General features: G+C 59.1%; 14 protein-coding genes. 7 read left to right on the top strand and 7 right to left on the bottom strand.

Features of this window, described 5'->3' with window-relative positions; all coding sequences use genetic code 11:
• Positions 1 to 35 precede the first annotated feature (35 nt).
• Positions 36 to 1,172, bottom strand: coding sequence for an acyl-CoA dehydrogenase family protein (locus BFQ01_RS04110; protein ID WP_065924312.1), 1,137 nt, complete (start codon positions 1,170 to 1,172; stop codon positions 36 to 38).
• Between the two features lie 220 nt (positions 1,173 to 1,392).
• Between BFQ01_RS04110 and BFQ01_RS04115 the strand changes: the two genes are divergently transcribed.
• On the top strand, positions 1,393 to 2,313 hold the full coding sequence (locus tag BFQ01_RS04115; protein ID WP_169899207.1) for a GlxA family transcriptional regulator: 921 nt from the start codon (positions 1,393 to 1,395) through the stop codon (positions 2,311 to 2,313).
• Between the two features lie 130 nt (positions 2,314 to 2,443).
• Here BFQ01_RS04115 and zapE read toward each other — a convergent pair whose 3' ends face one another.
• The 3 genes from zapE to BFQ01_RS04130 all read right to left on the bottom strand — a co-directional run bounded on the left by zapE (position 2,444) and on the right by BFQ01_RS04130 (position 5,627).
• Positions 2,444 to 3,538 (bottom strand): cell division protein ZapE, encoded by a 1,095-nt coding sequence (gene zapE, locus BFQ01_RS04120; RefSeq protein ID WP_053131627.1) that lies wholly within the window; start codon positions 3,536 to 3,538, stop codon positions 2,444 to 2,446.
• 79 nt (positions 3,539 to 3,617) lie between these two features.
• Positions 3,618 to 4,973: a tryptophan--tRNA ligase gene (locus tag BFQ01_RS04125; RefSeq protein ID WP_065924313.1), complete on the bottom strand. Its 1,356-nt coding sequence runs from the start codon at positions 4,971 to 4,973 to the stop codon at positions 3,618 to 3,620.
• A 24-nt stretch (positions 4,974 to 4,997) separates the two neighbouring features.
• On the bottom strand, positions 4,998 to 5,627 hold the full coding sequence (locus BFQ01_RS04130; protein ID WP_065924314.1) for an alpha/beta hydrolase: 630 nt from the start codon (positions 5,625 to 5,627) through the stop codon (positions 4,998 to 5,000).
• 147 nt (positions 5,628 to 5,774) lie between these two features.
• On the opposite strand from BFQ01_RS04130, the gene BFQ01_RS04135 reads away from it, so the two are divergent.
• Positions 5,775 to 6,212 carry a YhcB family protein gene (locus BFQ01_RS04135; protein ID WP_003171734.1) on the top strand — a complete coding sequence of 146 codons (438 nt, stop codon included), beginning with the start codon at positions 5,775 to 5,777 and terminating at the stop codon, positions 6,210 to 6,212.
• A gap of 114 nt (positions 6,213 to 6,326) precedes the next feature.
• On the opposite strand, the gene BFQ01_RS04140 is transcribed toward BFQ01_RS04135, so the two are convergent.
• The 3 genes from BFQ01_RS04140 to BFQ01_RS04150 all read right to left on the bottom strand — a co-directional run bounded on the left by BFQ01_RS04140 (position 6,327) and on the right by BFQ01_RS04150 (position 9,964).
• The gene (locus BFQ01_RS04140) at positions 6,327 to 8,051 is read right to left on the bottom strand and encodes an ABC transporter ATP-binding protein/permease (RefSeq protein ID WP_065924315.1); all 1,725 of its coding nucleotides are present in this window, start codon (positions 8,049 to 8,051) and stop codon (positions 6,327 to 6,329) included.
• Positions 8,052 to 8,148: 97 nt separating this feature from the next.
• A complete protein-coding gene (locus BFQ01_RS04145; protein WP_010565532.1) occupies positions 8,149 to 8,709 on the bottom strand; it encodes a response regulator transcription factor in 561 nt (186 codons plus the stop codon).
• A complete protein-coding gene (locus BFQ01_RS04150; protein ID WP_027604851.1) occupies positions 8,702 to 9,964 on the bottom strand; it encodes an ATP-binding protein in 1,263 nt (420 codons plus the stop codon). The genes BFQ01_RS04145 and BFQ01_RS04150 overlap by 8 nt, the downstream gene beginning before the upstream one ends.
• A 248-nt stretch (positions 9,965 to 10,212) precedes the next feature.
• Between BFQ01_RS04150 and BFQ01_RS04155 the strand changes: the two genes are divergently transcribed.
• The 5 genes from BFQ01_RS04155 (at position 10,213) to BFQ01_RS04175 (ending at position 19,912) form a co-directional block, all read left to right on the top strand.
• Complete coding sequence (locus BFQ01_RS04155) at positions 10,213 to 10,923, top strand: SIMPL domain-containing protein (protein ID WP_065924316.1); 711 nt, start codon at positions 10,213 to 10,215, stop codon at positions 10,921 to 10,923.
• A 190-nt stretch (positions 10,924 to 11,113) separates the two neighbouring features.
• Positions 11,114 to 14,419: a dermonecrotic toxin domain-containing protein gene (locus BFQ01_RS04160; RefSeq protein WP_256097677.1), complete on the top strand. Its 3,306-nt coding sequence runs from the start codon at positions 11,114 to 11,116 to the stop codon at positions 14,417 to 14,419.
• Between the two features lie 95 nt (positions 14,420 to 14,514).
• On the top strand, positions 14,515 to 16,116 hold the full coding sequence (locus BFQ01_RS04165; protein WP_065924318.1) for an ABC transporter substrate-binding protein: 1,602 nt from the start codon (positions 14,515 to 14,517) through the stop codon (positions 16,114 to 16,116).
• Between the two features lie 258 nt (positions 16,117 to 16,374).
• Positions 16,375 to 18,003, top strand: coding sequence for an ABC transporter substrate-binding protein (locus BFQ01_RS04170; protein WP_027604854.1), 1,629 nt, complete (start codon positions 16,375 to 16,377; stop codon positions 18,001 to 18,003).
• Positions 18,004 to 18,367: 364 nt separating this feature from the next.
• Entirely contained in the window at positions 18,368 to 19,912 is a 1,545-nt protein-coding gene (locus tag BFQ01_RS04175) for an ABC transporter substrate-binding protein (protein ID WP_370671244.1), read from the top strand.
• Positions 19,913 to 20,005: the final 93 nt, after the last annotated feature.

The following is a 20,005-nucleotide window of genomic DNA, read 5'->3' on the forward strand; positions in this document are numbered from 1 at the left end:
CCTGCCCCCGATGACGCATTCAAGACCAGCAAAAATCAAAGCGCCCGCGCAATGATCTCCTTCATGATCTCGTTGGTCCCCGCATAAATCCGCTGCACCCGCGCATCCGCCCACGCCCGCGCAATCGGGTATTCCCACATGAAGCCGTAGCCGCCGTGCAACTGCACGCACTCATCCAGCACCTTGCATTGCAGGTCCGTGGCCCAGTACTTGGCCATCGCGGCAGTGGGCACATCCAGCTTGCCTTCCAGGTGCAGCGCCATGCATTTGTCGACGAATACGCGGCCGATCTGAATCTCCGTGGCCATCTCCGCCAGCTTGAAACGGGTGTTCTGGAAGTCGGCAATCGCCTTGCCGAACGCCTTGCGCTCACGGGTGTATTCCAGGGTCCACTGCAACGCCGCCTCGGCAGACGACAGCGCGCCAATCGCGACAGTCAGACGCTCCTGGGGCAATTCCTGCATCAAGTAGGCGAAGCCCATGCCGGCCTGGCCCAGCAGGTTTTCCTTGGGCACCCGCACGTCCTGGAAGAACAGCTCCGAGGTGTCCTGGGCCTTCATGCCGACCTTCTCCAGGCGCTTGCCCTTGGCGAAGCCGGGCGTATCGGACTCCACCAGAAACAGGCTGGTGCCCTTGGCACCGGCCTTGGGATCGGTCTTGGCGACCACGATCACCAGCTCAGCCAGGTACCCGTTGGTGATAAAGGTCTTGGAGCCATTGATCACATACTCATCACCGTCCAGCACCGCGGTGGTCTTGACCCCTTGCAAGTCGGACCCGGCACCCGGCTCGGTCATGGCGATGGCCGTGACCATCTCACCGGAGATCAACTTGGGCAGGTACTTGTGCTTCAGCGCTTCACTGCCGTAATGCAGGATGTAGGGCGCGACAATGTCCGAATGCAGGGAAAAGCCGATGCCGGTCAGGCCCAGGCGACTGATCTCTTCGATCACTACTGCGCTGTAGAGAAAGTCCGCGCCCAGCCCGCCGTATTCCTCCGGCAGATGGGAACACAACATCCCCGCCTCCCCCGCCTTGCTCCACAGGTTACGGTCGATGTAGCCCTGCTTCTCCCATTGCCCGTGAAACGGTGCAGCGTCTTTTTCAAGAAAGGTGCGCACGCTCTGGCGGAAGAGTTCGTGCTCCGGGCTGAACAAGGTTCTCGGAATCATGGGTCACCTGCGTGGATTGTCGGACAAGGACGAGCCCACAGAGCCTATGCCCCGATGGCGTCACAGGACACTGGACACATGCGACAAAAAATAAGACGATCCAGCCGTCTGGTGACCACTTTCCCCTATAAGAATAAATGAAATTATGTCTAACCAAATCTCCACGCCATTGCGGCGCGTCAGCATTTTGGCCATTGATCGGGTATTCGCTTCGACCCTGATGCAGGCCAAGGACTTCTTCCATCTCGCCAGCCTGCGTTATGGCAAACAGCAAGGCCTGGGCCTGACCCCAGCGTTCGAAACACGCCTGGTGAGCCCCGACGGAAAATCGGTGCGCAGCTTCAGTGACGTGATCATGCCGGTGGACGGCGGCCTGGAAGACGCCGACATTATCGTGCTACCAGCCTTCTGGGATGACTTCGATGCCCTGTGCGCGCGCTACCCGCAAGTGCTGCCGTGGCTGCGCGAACAGCATGCACGGGGCGCGGTACTCTGCGGCGAAGCCACCGGGGTGTTCTGGCTGGCCGAAGCCGGCCTGCTCGATGGCAAGGAGGCGACCACCTACTGGCGTTTCTTCAACGCGTTCGGCGAACGCTTCCCCAAGGTCCAGCTCAACCAGGACAAGCACCTCACCGACGCCGACAACCTGTATTGCGCCGGCGGCACCACCTCGGCGTGCGACCTGTATATCTACCTGATCGAACGCTTCTGCGGCGCCAACATCGCCCAGGCCGTGGCCCGCGACATCCTCTACGAAGTGCAGCGCAGCTACTCGCCGGGACGTATCGGTTTTGGCGGCCAGAAGCTGCACCAGGACGTGATCATCCTGCAGATCCAGCATTGGCTCGAAGAGCACTTCGCCGACAAATTCCGCTTCGAAGACGTCGCCCGGGAACACGGCATGAGCATCCGCAACTTCATGCGCCGCTTCCAGACCGCCACCGGCGACAAGCCGCTGCATTACCTGCAACGGCTGCGTATCGAGACGGCCAAGGGCCTGCTCTCGGGCAGCCGCAAGAGCATCAAGACCATCAGTTATGAGGTGGGTTACGACGATGCGAGTTTCTTTGCGCGGTTGTTCAGGCAGCACACGGAGCTGTCACCGAACCAATATCGGCAACAGTTTCAGCAAGCCGCATAAAATAGGGGTATACACAGGGTAAATGTGGGAGGGGGCTTGCTCCCGATTGCGATGGATCTGTCAACTTCTACAGTGACTGACACTCCGCGATCGGGAGCAAGCCCCCTCCCACATTTGATCTGCATTGATCTTAAGGTTTGTGACCGCGCGACAGGAACTCGTGGGACTGCATTTCCAGCAAGCGGCTCAGGGTGCGTTGGAACTCGAAATTCAAGCGGCCACCGGTATAAAGATCCTTGAGCTCGACTTCGGCCGAGATGATCAACTTGACGTTACGGTCGTAGAACTCGTCGACCATGTTGATAAACCGTCGTGCGATGTCGTCGGTGGTGACGCTCATCTGCTCCACGCCGCTGAGGATCACTGCGTGGAAGATCTTGCCCAGTTCGATGTAGTCGTTCTGACTGCGTGGGCCGTCGCACAGTTGGCGGAATTCGAACCAGGCCACGTCATCGCAGGTACGCAGGGCGATGATTTCGCGGTTCTCGATCATCAGCTTGTCGTTTTCCACCGCCTGGGTGCATTCCGGCGTGAGGGCGCGGAAGCTTTTGCGCAGGCTTTCGTGCGCCGCTTCGTTCAGCGGAAAATGGAACAACTCCGCCTGTTCGAGGTGACGCAGACGGTAGTCGACGCCGCTGTCGACGTTGACGATCTCGGTGTTCTGCTTGATCAGCGCAATGGCCGGCAGGAAGCGCGCGCGCTGCAGGCCGTCCTTGTACAGGCCGTCGGGCACGATGTTCGAGGTCGCGACCAGGGTCACGCCGTTCTTGAACAGCTCTTCCATCAGGGTGCCGAGGATCATGGCATCGGTGATATCGGAGACGAAGAACTCATCGAAGCAAATGACCCGCGCTTCATCGGAGAAACGCTTGGCGATGATGGTCAGCGGGTTTTTCTCGCCCGGCAAGGTCTTCATCTCTTCGTGCACGCGCTTCATGAAGCGGTGGAAGTGTGTCCGTACCTTTTCCTTGAACGGCAGCGCTTCAAAGAACGTATCGACCAGGTAGGTCTTGCCCCGGCCCACGCCGCCCCAGAAATACAGGCCCTTGACCGGCGTGTGGTCTTTCTTGCCGAACAGCTTGCTGAGCATCCCCGGCTTGCTTTGCGAGGCCGCAACCAGGTCGTCGTACAGGCGCTGCAAATGACGCACCGCCGTTTCCTGGGCCGCGTCATGGAAGAATTCAGGGCGTTTCAGATCAGCTTGGTATCGTTCTAGGGGCGTCATAATTTCGTTAGCAAGGCAACAAAAACGGGCCGTCACTGTAACGACGGCCCTGGATAATGGCAATCAACCCTTGGTCGGGTTAATCCTCGATTGGGGTCAACGCAATGCGCAGGGCTGCAATGGCGGCATCACGGGATGCGGCATCGGCGAACTCGGCGCTGTCGGCCACTGCGGCACCGTCCAGCCATACGCTGAAGCTCAGGGCCTCGCTGCGTACGTCCAGCGCAGCACCACTTTGCAGTTGCTTGGTGACTGCGCCGGCCGCTTTACCATCGGCAAAATTGCGCGACAGCAGCAATTGCTCGCCATCGGCGGCCAACAAACGGAAGCGGAAGCTGCCGTCGTCTTCACGGAAGCTCACGAAACGCGCGGCCTTCGCGGCCTTCTTCTTGACCGCGACCGGCGCTGCTGCCTGTTCGACGAACGAACGCAGGCCCACCGCTTCACGCAACTCGGCCAGGAATGGCGCGGCGACGGCACGGGCTTTCCTGGCGCCGACCTGCAACAGGTCTTCCATGTCCGAAGGGCGCGACATCAACTGGTGGTAACGCTCGCGCGCTTCGCCGAGCTGACCATCAAGCAGCTGGAACAGACGGTTCTTCGCCTCGCCCCAGCCCAGGCCTTGCAGCAGTTCGGCGCGGAATTCTTCTTCCTGGGCCTTGCTCGCAAACGCCTGGTACAGGGTGAACAGGTGTGAGTTATCCGGGTCCTTGGCTTCGCCAGGGGCGCGCGAGTCGGTGACGATGCGCGAGATGGCGTCTTTCATGTCCTTGGCGCTGGTGAACAACGGGATGGTGTTGTCGTAGCTCTTGGACATCTTGCGGCCATCCAGGCCCGGCAAGGTGGCAACGCTTTCCTCGATCAACGCCTCGGGCATGGTGAAGAATTCTTTACCGTTGCCGAACAGGTGATTGAAGCGCTGGCCGATGTCGCGGGCCATTTCCACGTGCTGGATCTGGTCGCGGCCCACCGGCACTTTGTGCGCGTTGAACATCAGGATGTCCGCCGCCATCAGCACCGGGTAGCTGTACAGGCCCATGGTGATGCCCGCATCCGGGTCTTCGCCGGTCTCCACGTTCTTGTCCACCGAGGCCTTGTAGGCATGGGCGCGGTTGAGCAGCCCCTTGGCGGCGACGCAGGTCAGCAGCCAGGTCAGCTCGGGGATTTCCGGGATGTCGGACTGACGATAGAAGGTCACCCGGTTCACATCCAGGCCACCGGCCAGCCAGGTCGCGGCGATTTCCATACGCGAGCGCTGGATGCGCTGCGGGTCATCGCATTTGATCAGGGCGTGGTAGTCGGCCAGGAAGTAGAAGGAGTCGGCATTGGCATCCTGGCTGGCCAGGATCGCCGGGCGGATCGCACCAGCGTAGTTGCCCAGGTGCGGCGTGCCGGTGGTGGTGATGCCGGTGAGGATACGGGTACGAGTCGTCATGGGTAATCGCTTATCAGACTGCTATCAATTCGAGAGGCGCGGCAGCACCAGATCCTTGAGATCGGTGAGCTTGCCATGAAAAAAGTGCCCGCATTCTGCCACTTTCAGCAGCTCATGGGGGCGTTTCAAGGCGGCGGACCAGTCGTAGACGGTTTGCGGGTCGACCACTTCGTCGGTTTCCGGCTGGATCAGGGTCAACGGGCAGCTGTGGGGCAGCACATCGGTATCGCGCAGGCGCATCACCGCCGCGGCGACCATGAACAGGTGCGCGAGCTTTTCGCCTTTGGCTTCCAGGCGGCCGCCGAGGCTGGCCGCCACGTAGCCGCCAAAGGAAAAACCGAGCAGGGTGATCGGCAGGTCGGGGTGCTTTTCACGCAGCCAGGTGGCAGCCGCTTCGGCATCGTCCACTTCACCGGTGCTCATGTCGTGGGTGCCGGCACTCGCGCCGACGCCACGGTAATTGAAACGCAAAGTAATCAACCCTGCATCGCGAGCCGTGCGTTGCAGAGTCGAAACGACTTTATTGAGCATGGTCCCGCCCTGCACCGGATTAGGGTGGCAGATCAGCGCCAGGCCACGTGGCTCGGGGTGATCCAGGTACAGGGCTTCCAATTGGCCTACCGGGCCATCGATCAAAACGGGGGTTTCACGCATGAGCAAGGAATGAACTCCGTGACCTCTCAAAGGGTCGACTCGTCTAGCTAAAAGTCTGTGCATGGCATCATTGCGAGCTTAATCGCGGTATACAGCGCAGGTTTGAGCCGTTAACGTAAAGCAAAGCCGTTTATAGAGGAAGGACTCGTGGAACACTCGCTCTTAGTTTGGTTGTTGCCGACTCTCGCCTTGGTTGCCGGTGTCGCCATTGGATTCCTGGTTGCCCGCCTGCTGCCGAATGCCGCGCCTAACCGCACGCAGCGTCAGTTGGATGACATTCAGGAACGTTTTGACAGTTATCAGAACGAGGTTGTTACCCACTTCAACAGCACCGCGACCCTGGTCAAGAAACTCACCCAGAGCTACCAGGAAGTACAGGATCACCTCGCCGATGGCGCAAACCGCCTGGCCCTCGACGACATCACCCGCCAGCGCCTGCTGGCCGCGCTGCATTCCGATGCACCGCAAACTCCACGGGAACGCCTGACTCCCCCCCGGGAAAACCAGGAGCCGCCACGGGACTACGCGCCAAAAACGCCAAACGCCCCAGGCATGCTGGATGAGCATTACGGCTTGAAGAAGTAAGTTATTTTCAAGCAATAGAAAAGCCCGGTTGATCGCTGATCAACCGGGCTTTTTGTTGGCCTCGCTCTTGCGGGAGGGGGGCTTGCCCTCTCCCACATTGACCAATGTCCGGCCTCAGGCCACAGGTTGCTCTTGAAGCCACCCACCCTCGATCCGCACATGCCGCCCATGGAAGCGCTTGAGGCTGCTGCGATGGCCGACGCTGACAATGCTCAACCCCGGCAGCTCATCAATCAACGCCTGATACAACGTCGCCTCATCCTCTTCATCCATGGCCGATGTCGCTTCGTCCATATAGAGCCATTGCGGCGCGAACAACAAGGCTCGGGCAAAGGCCAGGCGCTGTTGCTCGCCGGGCGAGAGCATGCGTTGCCAATGGTTGGCTTCATCCAGGCGACCCACCAGGTGCGGCAGGCGACAGGTTTCCAGGACCTGTGCATAACGTTCTGCCGAATAGACGCTGTCGTCCTGTGGATAACTCAACACCGCCTTGAGTGTGCCGATCGGCAGATAGGGCTTCTGCGGCAGGAACAGGTAACGCCTGGCCGGCAGGCGAATGCTGCCGTGACCAGCCGGCCAGAGATGTCCCATGGCGCGCAGCAAGGTACTTTTGCCGCTGCCGGAACGGCCGCTGAGCATGACGCGCTGGCCCGGCTCAACGATCATGTTGGCGTCGGTCAGCAGGTGGCGACCATCCACCAGGTTCAAGCCCAGCCCTTGCACCACAAGACGCTCGCCCTCTGCGCTGACGTCGATGGCCGCTGGGCGTTGCTCGTTTTCACGCATGGCCTGCTGAAAACTCAGTAGACGATCGCTGGTCGCGCGCCAGCCGGCCAGGTCGGCGTACGCGCTGATAAACCAGCTGAAGTTGCCCTGCACGTTGCCGAACGCCGAGTTGATTTGCATCAGTTCGCCCAGTTCGATCTTGCCGGAAAAGTAGCGCGGGGCAGCCACGATAAACGCAAAGACGATCGCAATCTGTTCATAGCCGGCAGTGAAGAACGTCAGGCGCTTGGACACCTTCATGATGTCCCAGTAGTTATGCCAGACCTTCCCGAACCGCGCGCTCAACCGCTGATGCTCATTAGGTTCGCCGTTGTACAGGGCGATGCTCTCGGCATTCTCCCGCACCCGCACCATGGAGAAACGCAAGTCCGCTTCGAAGCGTTGCTGCTGGTTGCTCAAGCCGATCAAACGACGACCGATCAGATGGGTCAGCCAACTGCCGACACCGGCATAGACCAATGCACACCAGAACATGTAGCCGGGGATGGTGATACCGAACACTTCAATACTGCCCGACACGCCCCACAGGATGATGGAGAACGACACCAGGCTGACCACATTGCGCAGCAGCCCAAGGCCAAGACTCAGGGTGTTGAGGGTAAAGCTGTTGAGGTCTTCGGAAATCCGCTGGTCCGGGTTATCGGTGTAGCCGCCCTGCTCCAGCTGGTAGTAGTTCTTGTTGCCAAGCCAGCGGGCAAAATACTTTTCGGTGAGCCATGCACGCCAGCGAATGGTCAGCATCTGAGTGAGGTAGAGACGGTAGACCGCGCCGAGAATCGCCACCGTGGCGATACCGCAGAAGTAAACGATCTGTTGCCAGAAGGCGGCGGTGTCCTTGTTTTCCAGGGCGTTGTAGAAGTCCTTGTACCAGTGGTTGAGCCACACGGAAATGGCCACGCTGAACAGCGACAGGCCAATCACCACGGCGAGCAACAACCAGGCCTTGCCCTTCTCTTCACTTCGCCAATAAGGCGTGATCATCGCCCAGGTTCGGCGAAAAAATTGCCCACGCACAGCGTCATTGACCGCAGAGTACTCAGCGTTCTGATTCATCGTTCAGGCTCGTAGGGAGGAAGGCAGGCGTTTGAACCGATCATAGGTGATCGGTTCAGGGTTCCGTGCGGCCTGAAGCAGGCTGTTCAGCTTAGGTTCAGCGGCGTACCGGACGCTTCTGCAGTTTGCGTTGCAGGGTGCGCCGGTGCATGCCCAGGGCGCGGGCAGTGGCGGAGATATTGCCTTCGTGTTCGGTGAGGACGCGCTGGATGTGTTCCCACTGCAGGCGGTCCACCGACATCGGGTTTTCCGGCACCAGGGTGTCGAGGTCGGCGTGCTCGGACAGCAATGCGGCCAGCACATCATCGGCATCCGCCGGCTTGCACAAGTAGTTGCAGGCGCCGCGCTTGATGGCCTCGACGGCCGTGGCGATGCTGGAGTAACCGGTGAGGATCACCACACGCATTTCCGGGTCGAGTTCCAGCAGCTTGGGCAACAGCACCAGGCCGGAGTCGCCATCCATTTTCAGGTCGAGCGCGGCGTAGTCCGGCAAGTCGGCCTGGGCGATGGCCAGGCCTTCTTCGGCGGAGCCGGCAGTGCTCACGCGAAAACCGCGACGGCTCATGGCGCGCGCCATCACGCGGGTAAACGTGGCGTCATCATCTACCAGCAACAGGTGCGGCAGTTCTTCGCCTTCGACTTGGATCTCGTCACTCATCGATATCTCCTCGTGCGACACGGGGCAGGCGCAGCTCGGTGAGCGTACCGCCTTCCTCATGACTATAGAGCTTCACTGAGCCGCCCGCGCGGGTCACGCTGGCCTTGCTCAAAAACAGGCCCAGGCCGAAGCCTTTGCCCTTGGTGGTAAAGAAAGGTTTGCCGATCTGCTCGGCGATGGCCAGCGGCACGCCTGCACCATGGTCGCGAATGCTGATCGTCAGGTCATCCACATCCCAATCCAGCCGGACTTCCAGGCCTTCGGGGCAGGCGTCGGCGGCGTTGTTCAGCAGGTTGAGCAAAGCTTGAGTCAGGTCCGGCGGTGGCGCCAGGCGCGGCACGGTCCCCTGCCCCAGCAGATGGAAACGGTAGCTGGCTTCGGGGCGCATCAGGTGCCAGCGGTTCAGGGCTTCGTCGAGCCACTGGGTCACGTCCTGCATCTCGACCGCCAGGCGGCGATTGGCTTCAGCCGCGCGTACCAGTTGCTGCAAGGTTTGCTTGCATTGCTTGACCTGTTCGCGCAGCACGCCGAGATCCTCTTGCAGCGCCGGGTCGTGATGGTCCTGGGTCATTTCGTTGAGCAGCACGCTCATGGTCGCCAGCGGCGTGCCCAATTCGTGAGCCGCGCCAGCAGCCTGGGTGGCGACGGCGAGCAGTTGCTGGTCACGCAGGCCTTCTTCGCGGCGAATGGCGCGCAGTTCTTCCTGGCGGCGCAGCTCTTCGGCCATGCGCGCAGCAAAAAAAGTGATCACGGCGGCAGACAGGGCAAAGCTCAGCCACATCCCGTAGATCTGCAGGTTTTCGCGGGCGATGGGGAACGTTTGCAACGGATAGAACCGCGCCAGCAGCAGGGTGTACAGGGTCAGGGCGATACCCGACAGCACCACCGAGTAGCGCCACGGCAAGGTCACCGCAGCGATGGTCAGTGGCACCAGGTAATAAGACACGAACGGGTTGGTGGAACCGCCGGAGAAATACAGCAACACACTGTGGATAAAGAGGTCGCAGGCCAATTGCAGGGCGTATTCCAGCTCCGTCACCGGCCAGGTGGTGCGCAACCGAATGGCGGTAAACACACACAGCACGATGGAGAAACCCAAGGTCACGCCCAATTGCAGCCACGGCAGCGGCAGCAGGTCGAACCAATAGGCGAGCCCGACCGAACCAGCCTGCGCGGCCAGTACCAGGGTACGAATGAACGTCAGGCGCCAGAGGTTCTGGCGGGTGGCGGAAGTCAGTTTTACGGCGGCGAGCATGAGCTCTCCCGATGAGCGCTGCAGGCGGATCGGCAGGAGTATAAACGAAGCGGCGCCTCGGGCATTGGGTGTGTGGCTCTTTGACGCATGGGCGCCGCAGCAGCAAGCCCCAAGTCAAAAGCTGCAAGAAACCTCTTCGCCGCTAACTTGCAGCTTGCCGCTTGAAGCTTTTTTTCTAATTCGTAAACCCGAAGAACCCGACACCACCGTCTACAGTCATACCGATACGAACACCCTAAGGAGCTTCCATGTCTCGTTTCACTCGCAGTGCAGTTGTTCTCACCCTCAGCGCCAGCGCCCTGGCCAGCCTTCCGGCACTGGCCGCCGATGCACTGAATTACAACCAGATTTCCCTGCGCGCCGAGGTCAGCCAGGAAGTGGCCCGCGACAAGATGATCGTCACCCTCTACACCGAGTCCCAGAACACCGACCCGGCCAAGCTCGCCGCCGAAATCACCACCACCATGAACACGGCCCTGGGCCAGGCGCGCGAAGTCCAAGGCGTGATCTTGCGCCAGGGCAGCCGTAACAGCTACCCGATCTACGACAACAAGAACCAGAAGATCACCGGCTGGCGCGAGCGCGCCGAACTGCGCCTGGAAAGCGCGGACTTCCCGGCGCTGTCCAAACTCACCGGCGAGTTGCTCAATACCCTGAAAATGGAAAACATGGACTTCGCCATCGCCGACACCACGCGCAAGGCCAGCGAAGACGCCCTGCTCAAGGACGCGGTCGCCGCGTTTAAAGCACGCGCGCAACTGGCCACCGATGCGCTGGGCGGCAAGGGCTACAAGATCGTCAACCTGAACTTCAACACCAATGGTTATCCACAGCCCTATGCACGTGGAGGGATGATGATGAAAGCCGCCATGATGGATTCGGCGCCGGCACCAGAAGTAGAAGCCGGTACCAGCCAGGTGAGCATGAGTGCCGATGGGGTGATCGAAGTGTTGCAATAACCCCGGTTTCGACAAAACAAAGGCGCAGCCCTCACGGCTTGCGCCTTTTTTTGCGCTTGTTCCACACGACCTCGTCATATCCAGCGGCATATTCGGCGGAATCAAGCACCCGGTTTTCGTTACGCAAAGAGTGCCCACGCTAACAGGGAGTGCTGTGGCAGTACTTATTCACTTCACGAGAACTGAAACCATGTACGCACCTTCAAGCAAAACCACCTCCCCTATTCGGCAATACATCGACCCTGTTTCAAGCGGGCCGATAAACAACAGCGAATCAGCCGTCACGCGGGCGTCACAAGATACGCCTGGCCCGTCCACCTCCCCTCACGAAACAGCGCTGCTTAACGAATACCTGGCAGCGGTGCAAAGCAAAGTACTGGGCAACAATCCCGGGCTTATAAAAGTCCCCCCCGAGAGCAATTTGGGCCAGTGGCTCGAAGTCTATCGGGCGCAGTTGCAGCACCCAGTGGTTCAAGGTTGGATGCGCGACCAGAAGATCGACCAGAACACGCTTTTAACCGTCAACCCCCGCACAGGCACTCTGACTGCCATGGCGGACGGAAACATGAAAACGTTCTCCCTCACGGACAACTCCGGTTGGGGCCAAGTCAGCCGCCCGCTTCTTGAGGCGGCCAAAATCATTGCGCCGGGAACTGTTGAGAAGTTGCAGGTACGCTTTGGCGAAGACTACATTCAAGTACGCGCAGGGCTGGTAGCCAACTTCCAGGGTGAGCGCCTTCCCACATCACTGGCCGAGGCGCGGACACAAATCAGGCGACTGGAACACAACAAAGCCTTCGACCCCATCCCGCCGGATGATCCCGTACGCCCAGCCAACCAGCGCTCGGCGCAAGCCCTTGAACAACTCAAGCTCAGTGCCGAAACGTTCTACACCCATGCACCTCAGGCATTGGCCTACAAGCATCTGGCAGTGGAGGTTGCCGAGACACTGCCAAACGTACGTGCACAAGCAAAACAATGGGCGGAGTCCGTCATTTTCAACCTGACGGGCAAACATGTGGATGCCGATACACTTTACTTGAACCGTTTCAATGGCTCGCAAAGCGCTTCAACAGCTACCGGCTGGGAGCATAAGGGCGAGGAGCCGACCGCCTCTCTGCGCCTGCCGGATGCACTGCTGAAAAACTTCTCTGAAAACGACTGGGTCCCCGGCAATCTGGACTCGCAAGCCGGTTTATATATAGACGGCCCCGGTAAAAGTGAAACCGGGGGGTACGGTGCGCATAACCAATTCCCGCTGGCCCCTTCGGTGCTTATGCATACGAGTTGGAAAACCGACTTCCAATCGGTCATGACACAAAAAATCGACGACTTCTGGAACACCCACAGCAATGACTACCAGACGGCGATCAAAGGCGAGTTTGCCTACCAGGCCCGAAAACAACTGAAGACAGCCGCCGCCAGGCCGCCGGCCGAGCAAGCGCTGCAAGCGCCCGAGTATCGGTTCACGCGGGAGGATTACCGCTTGGTCATGGGCGCGGCGTCCAATCTTCCGCTCGACGAAAATGCACCGATCAACGTCGAACAGCTCAAGGCCGAGGCCCCTGTAAAAGGTGCGGTCCAGGCCCACGCCTTCAATATCAAAGGCTTCTTGTCCAACGATATTGTGCGCTTCAGCGCTGCCGACGGTGGCCGCCAGGTCCTCTACATCCCTGGCTCGGAACCCGCATTTCTGCGGTTCGATTCCCTGGAAAAACTGGATCAATGGGTGATCGACCAAACCAAGGACCCGAAAAAGCGCGAATCCTTGATGACTCATTTCCCACTGATCGCCCGCCAGGACCACGAGCCCGGCACTATTGAAAAACTGGCGAAAGTGTTTATGCCCGTATTGTGGTTTACCAACGTGGGCAGCAAAACCGAAGGTCTGGACAGCACTTTCGAAAAACTCGCCAATGGAAAACTGACAGACCCGACGTTCAATGGTGACGGCTCACACCTCAAGGGTGACGTCTTCTCTGCGATGACGTCCGCCAGTAAAGAGCGCATGACCAGTGATGCCGACGTAATGATCAAGTCCAACAGCGAGGTGACGCGGGACACTTGGCTTAACGACATCACCGTGGCGGCGGGCCTGCTGGCAAAGCTGGCGCCTATTGCCGCCCCGGTGGCCGTCGCCGCTGTGGCTACCGGGTTGACCGAATTGGCGCTTGGGGCGGAAAAACAAGCCTCCGGCGATACCCTGGCCGAACGCAATGACGGTGCATCGAAGGCATTCGATGGCTTGCTGAATACGCTGTTCTCGGTGGGCGCCAGTGGCTCGGCTGAAGACCCCTTCATTCCCCCTGGAGAAAAACCGCTCACGCCCACCCCAGACGAGTCCCCGTGGATTGAACGCCCACGAGCCCTGCCTGGCAGTAACCGCCTGCAGCCCAGCCAAGCGGGCAACATTACCCAATATGGTGTACCGAACGGTGAGCAGCTCATTGAAAGGGCCGTACGCAACGCGAAGGGCATTTACCAGGTCAAGGATGCAACAACCGGCCTGGACCAATGGTTTATTCGCTATACCGACGAGACAGGTATTCGCCAGGTGTTTGAGATAAAAGGCGACTTCAAACTGAGCAATGACTATGTACAGATCATTGACCCCGGTACGGGTAAGCCGGTAATGACGGTGCACGCTAACGGCGAGGGCGACTGGGTCCGCATGAAAACCGATGGCGGAGCCAAGTGGCCGTGGCAGCGCGAGCCTTCGCCGAACCCCAGCAACGACCTCAAAGTAGAGCCAAAACTTTCAGACGGCTTCGAAATCCTGGGCGACCCCAAGACCAGTGGTGCCGATAAGTTTGATGAGATCTTTAAATACAACAGCAACACTGCCTACCAGCAATCGGTGAACAACCTTGAAGAGGCGGGAGTCCTCAAAAGAAAACTCACGGTGTCCTGGACCGTCGAGGAAAACAGCTTCGAAGTTTTCCCCGACGAAAGGGCGCAACCCAACGAATATGGCTCAACTGACTATTCGCCAAACTTTATAAAAGACCTGAACCGTGACCGTTATACCGTTCGGATAAAGCAGCCCGAAGGGCACACCACTTTTGAACTGGATGCCACAGGAACTGCCGATGGCGAAACACTGCGTAGGCGCTTGCAGCAGTTCGAGGAGGCAATCCCCGACGCGAACATGCGCTCGCGCATATCCGAAGTCGCTCATCAGGGCAGTGTCGCCCCAGCATCGGTGGAGCTGAAAATGAATCAACTCCAAGAACACGTCGGTTTCAAAGGCAAGGACACCCATTACATCGTCACCTATGACCCGACAACTAAAGAGGCGCAGGTCACCGTCGGAGCCCAAATGACATTGCTCGATCTGGACAAAGATGCTGCCCCCATTCCCAATACCGCCGCCGCCACGGGGCGAACGTTCCACATTCGAGAAAGCAACGACCTGGAAGAAGCGGCAAATCCATACGCCATCGATAAAAGCGCGCCATTCACCCTGAGGACGTCGATTATCACCGACCAGAACTAGCCCTGCGGCTACCTCAAAAACCAGAACGGCGGTAACCTCGGTTACCGCCGTTTTCGTTCGGGCAGCGTTACCTCACTGCCACTTCAGAGGTCTCCATGGAAAGAATCGCCTTCAAACCACTGCTTCTCGCCGCCGGCCTGCTGGCCTTCATGCCGACGGCCCACGCGGCCAGTACCCTGGTCTACTGCTCCGAAGCCAGCCCCGCCGGCTTCGACCCCAGCCAGTACACCAGCGGCACCGACTTCGATGCGTCCGCCGAAACCGTGTTCAACCGCCTGACCCAATTCAAGCGTGGCGGCACTGAAGTCGAACCGGGCCTGGCCACAAGCTGGGAGGTGTCCAAGGATGGTCTGACCTACACCTTCCACCTGCGCGACGGGGTCAAGTTCCACACCACCGATTTCTTCACGCCGACCCGCGACTTCAATGCGGATGACGTGCTGTTTACCTTCAATCGCCTGCTGGATGCCGAGAGCCCGTTCCGCAAGGCCTACCCTTCCGAATCGCCGTACTTCACCGACATGGGCCTGAACACCACGATCAAGAGCGTCGACAAACTCGACGGGCACACCGTGCGTTTCAACCTGAACAACGTCGATGCCTCGTTCGTGCAGAACCTGGCCATGAGTTTCGCCTCCGTGCAATCGGCCGAGTATGCCGCCCAGCTAATGAAAGAAGGCAAGGCCGAAGACATCAACCAGAAGCCGGTGGGCACCGGGCCGTTTGTGTTCAAGCGCTACCAGAAGGACTCGCAGATTCGCTACGTGGCCAATAAACAGTACTGGAAGCCCGAGGATGTGAAACTCGACAACCTGGTGTTCGCCATCACCCCGGACGCTGCGTCGCGCCTGCAAAAACTCAAGGCCGGCGAATGCCAGGTCAGCGGCTACCCGCGCCCGTCGGATATCGAGGTGATGAAGCAGGACCCCAACCTGCGCGTGCTGCAGCAAGCCGGTTTCAACCTGGGCTTCCTGGCCTACAACGTGACCCACCCACCGCTGGACCAGCTCAAGGTCCGCCAGGCCCTGGACATGGCCATCGACAAGCCGGCGATCATCAAGGCGGTGTACCAGGGCGCCGGACAATTGGCGCAGAACGCACTGCCACCGGCGCAGTGGTCTTATGACCCCTCCATCAAGGATGCCCCGCACGATCCGACCAAGGCCCGCGCGCTACTAAAAGAAGCAGGGGTTGCACCGGGCACCACCATCAACCTGTGGGCAATGACCGTCCAGCGCGCTTCCAACCCGAACGCGCGCATGTCGGCCCAGATGATCCAGCAGGATTGGGAAAAAGTCGGCATCAAGGCCAATATCGTCAGCTATGAGTGGGGCGAATACATCAAGCGCGCCAAAAATGGCGAGCACGATGCGATGATTTATGGCTGGACCGGCGACAACGGCGACCCGGATAACTGGCTCGGCGTGCTCTACAGTTGTGCCGCGGTCAAGGGCAGCAACTACGCCAAATGGTGTAACCCGGCGTACGACAAACTGGTGCAGCAGGCCAAGGTCAGCAGCGACCGCGAGCAACGCATCAAGTGGTATCAGCAGGCACAGAAAATCCTTAAAGAACAAGTACCTATAACACCTATTGCAAACTCGACGGTTTTCCAACCCCTGCGCAAGGAAGTGAAGGACTTCAAGATCAGCCCCTTTGGGCTGACACCGTTCTACGGCGTGAGTCTAGATAAGTAACAGCAATGCCTCAACCGAGTGCGCCAGACGCCTCGGTTGACCCTTCCTGGTGCGCCTCCTGCACCGAAAAAAACCTATAAATAAGCTCAAATATGTCAAAACTTTCATAATTGCGACATTCCTGTACGTTCGTACCACTCTTTCCGCCTTGCAACGGTTCAGCATCTTGCAATGGGTATGGCGCCTGCATAAGTATCCGCAGGCCGACTCACGAGGTCGCCCTCACCACCAAAAATGACAACAAATCATGAGGCCAACATGCTTAAACACGCAGTCCTTCCGTTATTAGTGAGCGCTGGCCTTATGGCCGCGGCCCCATTCGCCCAAGCGGCGACTAACCTGGTGTTCTGCTCCGAAGGGAGCCCGGCCGGTTTCGACCCAGGCCAGTACACCACCGGAACAGACTTCGATGCCTCGGCCGAAACCATGTTCAACCGCCTGAGCCAGTTTGAACGAGGCGGCACCGCCGTTGTTCCTGGCCTGGCCACCAGCTGGGACGTGTCCCCGGATGGCCTGACCTACACCTTCCACCTGCGCGAAGGCGTCAAGTTCCATACCACCCCGTACTTCAAGCCGACTCGTGAATTCTCGGCTGACGACGTCCTGTTCACCTTCAACCGGATGATCAACAAAGACGATCCATTCCGTAAGGCCTACCCCACCGAGTTCCCGTACTTCACGGACATGGGGATGGACACCAACATCAAGAACATCGAGAAGGTCGATGCCCACACCGTCAAGTTCACCCTTGGCACCGTGGACGCCGCGTTCATCCAGAACCTGGCGATGAGCTTCGCGTCGATCCAGTCGGCCGAATATGCCGCCCAGTTGCTGAAGAATGGCACGCCTCAGGACATCAACCAGAAGCCAATCGGCACTGGCCCGTTCGTATTCAAGAGCTACCAGAAAGACTCGAACATTCGCTACACCGGTAACAAGGACTACTGGAAACCTGAGGACGTGAAGATCGATAACCTGATCTTCGCCATCACCACCGATCCGTCGGTGCGTATCCAGAAGCTGAAGAAAAACGAGTGCCAGATCACCTTGTTCCCACGTCCGGCCGACCTCAAGGCGCTGGGTGAAGACAAGGACCTGAAACTGCCGCACCAGGCCGGCTTCAACCTGGGCTATGTCGCCTACAACGTCATGGACAAGGTCAAGGGCAGCGACCAGCCCAACCCACTGGCTGACCTGCGCGTACGCCAGGCGCTGGACATGTCGGTGAACAAGCAGCAGATCATCGACTCCGTCTACCAGGGTGCAGGCCAACTGGCGGTCAACGCCATGCCGCCAACCCAATGGTCCTACGACACCACCATCAAGGACGCCAAGTACGATCCCGAGAAAGCCAAGGCGCTGCTCAAGGAAGCGGGTGTCAAGGAAGGTACCGAGATCGTTCTGTGGGCGATGCCGGTTCAGCGTCCGTACAACCCGAACGCCAAGCTGATGGCTGAAATGCTGCAAAACGACTGGTCCAAGATCGGCCTGAAGGTCAAGATCACCAGCTACGAGTGGGGCGAGTACATCAAGCGCTCCAAAGGCGGCGAGAACCAGGCCATGATCATTGGCTGGAGCGGCGACAATGGTGACCCGGACAACTGGCTGAACGTGCTGTTCGGCTGCGACTCCCTGGCCGGTAACAACTTCTCCAAGTGGTGCGACAAGAAATTCGACGGCGTCGTGAAAGAAGCCAAGGCTACGTCGGACGTCGCCAAACGCACCGAGCTGTATAAGCAGGCGCAACATATCCTCAAAGATGCAGTCCCGATGACACCTATCGCGCACTCGACGGTGTATCAACCCATGCGCAACACCGTACAGGACTTCAAGATCAGCCCGTTTGGCCTGAACTCCTTCTATGGCGTGAGCGTAAGCGGCAAGTAAGGACCAATGACGGCGACGTTTCATAACGTCGCCGTTATTGCATCCGCCTCGACCGTAGGAAATAGACCACGCTCGCAATCGCCGCTTCCTACAGCTGCGAACTGCGACAAGTAGCTCTTTTGCCTACAAGGTCAGTCCAATTTGGCGCATTTACTGCGCAGTCCGCGACCCATACCGTCGTAGGACAGCAGAGGCTCCAACCTGGGAAAGGCACTTGCTGTGTGTGGGATCAGTAATGTCCCCCTGGCACTACGCCAGGGTGATTGCTTGCTGATGACAACTACAAACAAGGATCGGGATCGTCATGCGCCATACCACCGTTCTATCCGCAATTTTTGGCACCAGCCTGCTGGCTGTAGCCACGATGGGCCAGGCGGCCGACAAGAAGAGCCTGGTGTTCTGCTCTGAAGGCAGCCCGGCAGGGTTCGACACCGCGCAGTACACCACCGCCACCGATAACGATGTGGCCGAGCCGCTGTACAACCGCCTGGTTGAGTTTGAAAAGGGAGCGACCAACGTCGTACCTGGACTGGCGACCAAGTGGGATATTTCCGAAGACGGCCTGACCTACACCTTTCACCTGCGTGAAGGGGTGAAATTCCACAGCAACAAGGAATTCAAGCCGACGCGGGATTTCAACGCCGACGACGTGCTGTTCACCTTCAATCGCATGCTTGACCCCGACCACCCGTTTCGCAAGGCCTACCCCACCGAGTTTCCGTATTTCAACGGGATGAGCCTGAACAAGAACATCGCCAAGGTCGAGAAAACCGACCCTCATACCGTGGTGATGACGCTGAACTCGGTCGACGCTGCGTTCGTGCAGAACATCGCGATGAGCTTTGCCGCCATCCTGTCGGCCGAATACGCCGAGCAGTTGCTCAAGGAAGGCAAGCCCAGCGATATCAACCAGAAGCCGATCGGCACTGGTCCCTTTGTCTTCCAGCGCTATCAGAAAGACTCGCAGATCCGCTATGTGGGCAACAAACAGTACTGGGACCCGAGCAAGGTCAAGCTGGACCAACTGATTTTTGCCATCAACACCGACGCCTCGGTACGCGTGCAAAAACTCAAGGCCGGCGAATGCCAGGTCACCCTGCACCCGCGCCCGGCCGACGTCGACGCGCTCAAGGCCGACCCGAACCTGCAATTGCTGACCAAGCCGGGCTTCAACTTGGGCTACATCGCCTACAACGTGCGCCACAAGCCGTTCGACCAGCTCGAAGTGCGCCAGGCGCTGGACATGGCGGTGAACAAGCAGAGCATCTTGAACGCCGTGTACCAGGGCGCGGGGCAGTTGGCAGTCAATGCCATGCCGCCGACCCAATGGTCCTACGACGACAGCATCAAGGACGCCGCCTACAACCCGGAAAAAGCCAAGGAACTGCTCAAGGCCGCCGGCGTGAAGGAAGGTACCGAGATCACCCTGTGGGCGATGCCGGTGCAACGGCCGTACAACCCCAACGCCAAGCTGATGGCCGAGATGCTGCAAAGCGACTGGGCCAGGATCGGCCTCAAGGTCAAGATCGTCAGCTACGAGTGGGGCGAATACATCAAGCGCACCAAGAACGGTGAGCACGATGTCAGCCTGATCGGCTGGACCGGCGACAACGGCGATCCGGACAACTGGCTGGGCACCCTCTACAGCTGCGACGCCATCGGCGGGAACAACTACTCCATGTGGTGTGACCCGGCGTACGACAAGCTGATCAAGCAAGCCAAGGTCGTGACCGACCGCGAACAAAGGACTGTTCTGTACAAACAGGCGCAACAACTGCTCAAGCAGCAGGTGCCGATCACACCCGTCGCCCACTCGACGGTCAACCAGCCGTTAAGCGCCAAAGTCGAAGGCTTCAAAGTAAGCCCGTTCGGCCGCAACGTGTTCTCGGGCGTCAGCATTACCCCATAAGAAAATAACCGGATTGCAGGGAGCGAAGTTAGCTCTCTCGCAAACGCGCAGCCTTTTGTTGGGATTTTTCCTACAGCAAACGTTTGCAACAGC

This window comes from Pseudomonas sp. 8 R 14 (assembly GCF_900005955.1).
Taxonomy (GTDB): Bacteria; Pseudomonadota; Gammaproteobacteria; order Pseudomonadales; family Pseudomonadaceae; genus Aquipseudomonas; species Aquipseudomonas marginalis.